Below are 6,255 nucleotides of genomic sequence, written 5' to 3'. Positions count from 1 at the left end.
CGGTACCTACGGGGGAAGCCCCATGCCGTCGAGCGACTACTGGTTCCGCGTGGAGTACACCGAGGACGGAAACCAAAAAGAATTCAAAGGACACTTTACCCTAAAACGATAAATAGAAATTATGAATATTAAACAAATCTCCCTCATCCTACTTTTGTTTTCATCTCTTTATGGATTTTCACAAGACGGTATACCCGTATATTCAGAATATTTGGCTGATAATTTATATATACTGCATCCATCGATGGCAGGAGCCGCAACGCACAATCAAATTCGTTTGACGGCACGTCAGCAATGGTTTGATCAAGATGAAGCTCCGAACCTTCAGACACTTAATTTTAATGCACGTCTTGGAGAACGCTCAGGGGTTGGTGTTATTTTTTATAATGATAAAAATGGTTATCATTCCCAAACAGGAGGATATATAACATATGCCCACCATATTATGTTTTCTAGAAGTGAAGCAGATTTAAATCAGCTATCTTTTGGATTGAGCGCCGGATTAACACAATCACGTTTGGATGAGACTCAATTTGACCTCACAGATTTTGATCCTGTGATTGGAGGAATTATTCAGAGTACTTCATACTTTAATGTAGATGCCGGGCTTTCGTATAACTTTTTGGATTTTTCGGCACATTTCACAGTAAAGAATATCATCTTTCAGAATAGATCAATTTATACTGAAAAGTATGAATCAAATAACCAAAGAAAGTATTTGATTTCGGCTGCATACGCTATCGGTCAATATGGAGCGGATTGGAGCTACGAGCCTTCTTTTCTTTTTCAATGGAGCGAGCGTACCGGTGAGCAGGCTGTGGACGTAAACTTTAAAGCGTATAGAAAAATGGATTTTGGGCAATTGTGGGGCGGATTATCATACCGAAGAAGTCTTGATGGTGCAGAATACCTTAATGGTGAAGAGATAAAGGCACAAAAACTTCAATGGTTCACGCCAATTTTAGGAGTAAATTATAAAAACTTTATGTTTGGGTACAACTACTCTTACCAGTCGGGAAATGTAAAGTTTGAGAGTGGTGGTTTTCATCAAATCACTCTAGGTTATGACTTTTTGGGTGGAAGACCCGAACCGTACGATTGTAATTGTCCTGCCATTAACTAATAAAGTTTAAAAAAAGGGCCTGATATTTACTCAGGCCCTTTTTTGTATGGAGAATATTATTGCCACGTATAATTTTTCTTTTTGGCTTGTTTTTTTATGGCTTCAACCATAGCATTTTCCAAACCATTGTTTGTTTCTTTGGAGTGCTCGGCGATGTACTTTCGGCGTTGCTCGTTTAGCTCCATGATTTCTTTCTGAATCGCTTCTCTTTCGGAACGTTTGGTTTCGAGATATTTTTTTATTTCCGAAGTGCTTTTTCCTTTCAATTCCTGCGGTAATTCTTCCTTTTTCAATTTATCATAACTAAAGTCTTCTTCTTTTTCGGCATCTACTAAATCCCAAGTACTGTTAGTGTATAAATGGCTTCCTTTTGATACTGTTCGGCTTACTGCGTTTGCTTTGCTATATTCTTCAGCATTTGAATCTTGCTCATTTTGCATCGCCTTTTTCATTTCTCCACGGGTTCCGTAAGGTACATAGGTGTTGTTCAGTTTTATATTTAGTTGAATTATTACATCATCATATGGAGATGGAACATACACGGTTTGCTGGTTTTGGTTAATGGCCATATAGTCGCCATAGGTAAGTTGGGCGCCATCTTTCCAATAGCTGTCAATTCCGTGGCGGTAATCTCCACAAAAAATCGTGTTTACAACAATCCCATTTTCCTTAGCATTTGCTGCAGCGTCTTTGTAATTGATGCTTCCTTGCGTAAAAGGTTCGTTTCCGGCAATAAAAACCATTTTTAAATCGTCATCCTCATTGCCCCAATCCAATTTATTCAATGATTCTTGAATAACAGCACCGCAATACTCACTGCCGCCATTGGTTGTTAAGGAGAATAGTTCTTTGGAAACATCGTCTAAATCTTCCGTAAAGTTTAAAATTTTTCTGATGTAATTGTCGCGCGAACTCAAATTGTCATTTCCATATTCGTATAAAGCTATTTGAAGTTTTGGTCTTTCATTTCGGCATTTGGCGTAGCTCAATTCGTTCACTATTTCCCAAAGCTGTGCCTTAGCTTGGTCTATGAGGCCGTCCATGCTGTTACTCGTGTCCAGCAGCAGGGCAACTTTTATATAGTGTTCTTTTTTCAAATTTTGGTCTTCGACCGTAGCTAGTAATTGATTGTCGGGTTTTTTAGTTTCGGCTTTGCACGAAAGGGTCATGGTGAAAGCTGCGAAGAGTAAAATAATCTGTAACTTTTTCATAATTGATATTTTTTAAGTGATTTTAAACAGTATAAACCTAGTGTAGACTTTGTTGAAAAAAAATCTACTTTGAGGAAGCACTTTATCTGCCTTAGGGAAGCGTATATTTGGATGAGTGAAGTATTCTTTTTTCACATAAGTTGAAGCTATTTCAGAAAAACGTAATTTTAAGCATTGCAGTAAAGTGTGTATGTTTACCGTTTTAATATTAAAATGAAAAACTTTCTTTTTCTATTTACGGCGCTTGCCATTTTTTCTTCCGATGCATGCTTTTCACAAGCAAATCGGCAATCGGAAATCAGACCTTTTATGCTGAAGGGGGAAGTGGTGGACGGCGAAACCAATATGCCAATCCCAAAAGTGAATGTTGAAATATTGGGCGGCCAGTACACTACCACAAATCTTTCGGGACGTTTCTCCATTTCAGCAAAAATAGGGGATGAGCTTATTATAAAAAGCGATGATTTTGTAACGGTTTATTATACGATAACCAAAAATGACTTTATTACCGTTCGCGTTGAAAAAGCCAAGGGAGAAACCGAACCTGTGATTTCTAAAAGTCCCACAAGCAATATGCAGGCAGGCTTTAAGGTTTATTTGGATTCTGCTAGGTTTTTTCTAAAAAAGGATGCCCAGAAAAGTATTGAATATGTAACCCGCGCCTTGGAACCGGGGCGAAATAAAAACATTTCAAAACAGGAAAATGGTCAAGCTTTTGAGACTTTGGGCGATATCAACTTGTTTTGGAACCAGCCAGATCTGGCGGTCGATAATTATAAACGAAGTCTCCAAAACACGCTGAATACAGAAGTTTCCATAAAATTGGCAAAGGCATTTGCGCAGAATAAAAATTACCAGGAAAGTATTGCAACACTTCAGAATTTATTAAAAGGAAACCTCTCAGCTTACCAAAGAGTAGAAGTTTATGAGAGCTTAGGCGATACCTATAAGGCTATTGGCGATGGCGTGAAAAGTGTTTTCAATTATCAAAAGGCACTGGATGTAGCCAAGGAAAACCAAATCACCCCAAAAATCACCAACCTAAATTCCAAAATTGGTGAAGCCTATGCCCAAAGCGGGGCGCTGAATGAAGCCGAGGAATATTTTGACAACTCCCTAAAATTGGCCAAGAGGGAAAATAAACAGCGTGCAGTTTCTGAAAAAAATAAGGTGGCAGATTTCTACAACCAAAATCGAGAGTATGACAAAGAAATACAGCTTCGTGAGGAAACCTTGGAAGAACTGAACACGATGGGCAAGGGTACTACTGTAGAAGACGAAGCACTTACCCCACAACGTCAAAACTATAAAATAGCCAATGCCTTTGTGGCACAGGAAAAGTACGAACAGGCCATTCCATATCTTGAAAAAAGTATAGCTGAAGCCGATAAAAAAGAAGATTTGATAGTACAAAAGGATGCTACCCGTAAACTTTCAGAAATTTATCGCGACATCGGTGAATATGATAAAGCCACCGAAAGCTACCAACGGTATGTGGAAGTTGTGGATGAACTTTATGTGAAGAAGGAACAGGAAATTAGTCAAGCGGCACGCTTCACCAAAGAAATCACCCTAAAACAAAACCGTATTGCCAGTTTGGAAAACGACAGAAAGTTAAATGAAAGCCGTTATAAACTAGCCTTTGAAAACCAAGAATTGATAGAGCGAAATAGCCAAATACAAAAGTGGGTTATCATTTCGTTGGCCATTATTGTTTTGTTACTTGTTTTTGCGGCTTATACACAGTATAAAAACGTAAAACAGCAAAAATTCGCAAACAATCTTTTGGCTCTCAAATCGCTTAGGTCGCAGATGAATCCTCATTTTATCTTTAATGCCCTCAACTCAGTTAACAGTTTTATTGCGGTGAATGACGAACGTGCCGCAAATAAATATTTGACAGATTTTTCACTTTTAATGCGCTCAGTCTTGGAAAACAGTGAAGAGGATTTTATTCCTTTGGAAAAAGAAATTGAACTTTTGGAACTCTATGTGAAACTTGAACATTTCCGGTTTAAGGATAAGTTCGACTATAAATTTTCAGTAGATGAAGCCATCAATTTAAATGAGTTTGTAATTCCACCAATGTTACTTCAGCCCTATGTAGAAAACGCTGTATGGCACGGACTTCGGTATAAGGAGGAAAAAGGCTTGCTAAATATTGATTTTAAAAAAATAGATGCTAAAACCGTGAAGATTACTATTCAAGATGATGGTATTGGCCGCACAAAATCAAAAGAATTCAAAACCGAAAACCAAAAAAAGCAGAAGTCCAAAGGAATGGGCAATACGCAAAAAAGAATTGCTATCTTAAACGAAATGTACAAAGACAAAGTGGACGTAACCGTAGCGAATGTTTTCGAGAACAGCGAAGGTACCCGCGTGGAACTGATTTTAAAGAAAGATTGATGAAACTAAACGCAATAATAGTAGAAGACGAGGAAACCAGCAGGGAAATCCTCAAAAAGTATTTGGCAAAATATTGCCCAAACATTATTTTAAAGGGTGAGGCGGCAAATGTGGATGAAGCTTTGGTATTAATTCGGAATAATGATTTGGATGTAGTATTTCTAGATGTGGAGATGCCCTTCGGCAATGCTTTCGATTTGCTTGATAAAGTTGGCGATCGGCAGTTTGAAACTGTTTTTGTTACCGCTTATAATCATTATGCGATTGATGCTTTAAATGCGCACGCTTCCTATTATTTGCTGAAGCCAATTTCTATCGATAAATTGATTGAGGCTGTTGACTATGTCTCGGAAATAAAAACAATGGAAAACAATCTGCAGAATTCAATTTTAAAGCCGTTACAAACGCAGGTTGCCGGGAAGATTACAATTCCGCTGCAAAACGGTTTTGAAGTGCTTCAAATGGAAGAAATCCTTTATTGTCAGGCAGATGATAACTATACGCAGATCTATTTAAAGAAAGGAAAACGACTGGTAAGCAAGACGCTAAAATATTTTGAAGATTCCCTGTCAGAAAACGGTTTTGCTCGCGTTCACAAATCTTATTTGGTAAACGTGAACGAAATAACCGAATACAAAAAAGGAAAGGGCGGGAGCGTAGTACTTTCCAGCGGGAAGGAAATAATGGTTAGCCCTTCGCGAAAGAAGGAATTGCTAGCTTATTTTGGCTAAAAATTTATTTGGAAACACAAGTGTGATGCCGTATATTTATAGCTCAATTGGAAGCCGAATATCCTTCACGCTTTAGTGCCTTTCCAAGAGATTTGAAATTTAATTTTTTTCAGCCCTAAGCCATCTCTATGCCGACTCTATGCCGACCCTATGCCGTCTCTAAGCCGACGTTATGCCGACTCTACCTCATAGATACTCCCTAAATACCCTATAAAAACGTCACAATTAAGTTATTCTAATTTTACAAAGAACTACAAATTACAACCGATGATATTAAAACCCGTAAATGGAAAACATCCAGAAATTCCCAAAGATTGCTTTATTGCTGAAAACGCCACTATTGTTGGTGATGTGGTAATGGGCAATGAATGCAGCGTTTGGTTTAACGCTGTGATTCGCGGCGATGTGCATTTCGTTAAAATGGGCAATAAGGTAAATGTGCAGGACGGTGCGGTAATTCACGCCACCTACAAAACCTCTCCCACTACCATAGGCAACAACGTATCCATTGGGCATAACGCTATTGTTCATGGTTGCACAATCCATGATAATGTTTTGATCGGAATGGGAAGCATCGTCATGGACGATTGTGTGGTGGAGAGCAATACCATTATAGCCGCTGGAGCAGTAGTGTCAAAGAACACTAAAGTTGAAAGTGGAAGCATTTACGCCGGTATTCCCGCCAAGAAAATTAAAAACATAAGTCCCGAACTTACCAAAGGCGAAATAGAGCGCATAGCCAATAATTATGTAATGTATTCCTCTTGGTTTAAGGAGTGAT

6 protein-coding genes are annotated in these 6,255 nt (G+C 38.4%); 5 read left to right on the top strand and 1 reads right to left on the bottom strand.

Annotated features, from left to right (window positions below):
* The coding region (locus AC58DT_RS10865) for a T9SS type B sorting domain-containing protein (protein WP_497216853.1) at positions 1-112 on the top strand (112 nt) is incomplete at its 5' end.
* Between the two features lie 9 nt (positions 113-121).
* Positions 122-1,123 (top strand): PorP/SprF family type IX secretion system membrane protein, encoded by a 1,002-nt coding sequence (locus AC58DT_RS10860; RefSeq protein WP_062623021.1) that lies wholly within the window; start codon positions 122-124, stop codon positions 1,121-1,123.
* 56 nt (positions 1,124-1,179) lie between these two features.
* Here the strand turns inward: AC58DT_RS10860 and AC58DT_RS10855 are convergent, their stop codons facing one another.
* Positions 1,180-2,334 carry a vWA domain-containing protein gene (locus AC58DT_RS10855; RefSeq protein ID WP_497216841.1) on the bottom strand — a complete coding sequence of 385 codons (1,155 nt, stop codon included), beginning with the start codon at positions 2,332-2,334 and terminating at the stop codon, positions 1,180-1,182.
* A gap of 213 nt (positions 2,335-2,547) precedes the next feature.
* Between AC58DT_RS10855 and AC58DT_RS10850 the strand changes: the two genes are divergently transcribed.
* From AC58DT_RS10850 to AC58DT_RS10840, 3 genes are all read left to right on the top strand, one after another.
* Positions 2,548-4,743, top strand: a complete 2,196-nt coding sequence (locus tag AC58DT_RS10850) for a tetratricopeptide repeat-containing sensor histidine kinase (RefSeq protein ID WP_497216840.1) — start codon at positions 2,548-2,550, stop codon at positions 4,741-4,743.
* Entirely contained in the window at positions 4,743-5,474 is a 732-nt protein-coding gene (locus AC58DT_RS10845) for a LytR/AlgR family response regulator transcription factor (protein ID WP_497216839.1), read from the top strand. Before AC58DT_RS10850 ends, AC58DT_RS10845 begins: the two co-directional genes overlap by 1 nt.
* A 267-nt stretch (positions 5,475-5,741) precedes the next feature.
* Positions 5,742-6,254: a gamma carbonic anhydrase family protein gene (locus AC58DT_RS10840; protein ID WP_062623025.1), complete on the top strand. Its 513-nt coding sequence runs from the start codon at positions 5,742-5,744 to the stop codon at positions 6,252-6,254.
* Position 6,255: the final 1 nt, after the last annotated feature.

Source organism: Aequorivita sp. CRS11, assembly GCF_059693805.1.
This window is presented reverse-complemented; position numbering and strand designations above follow the sequence as displayed.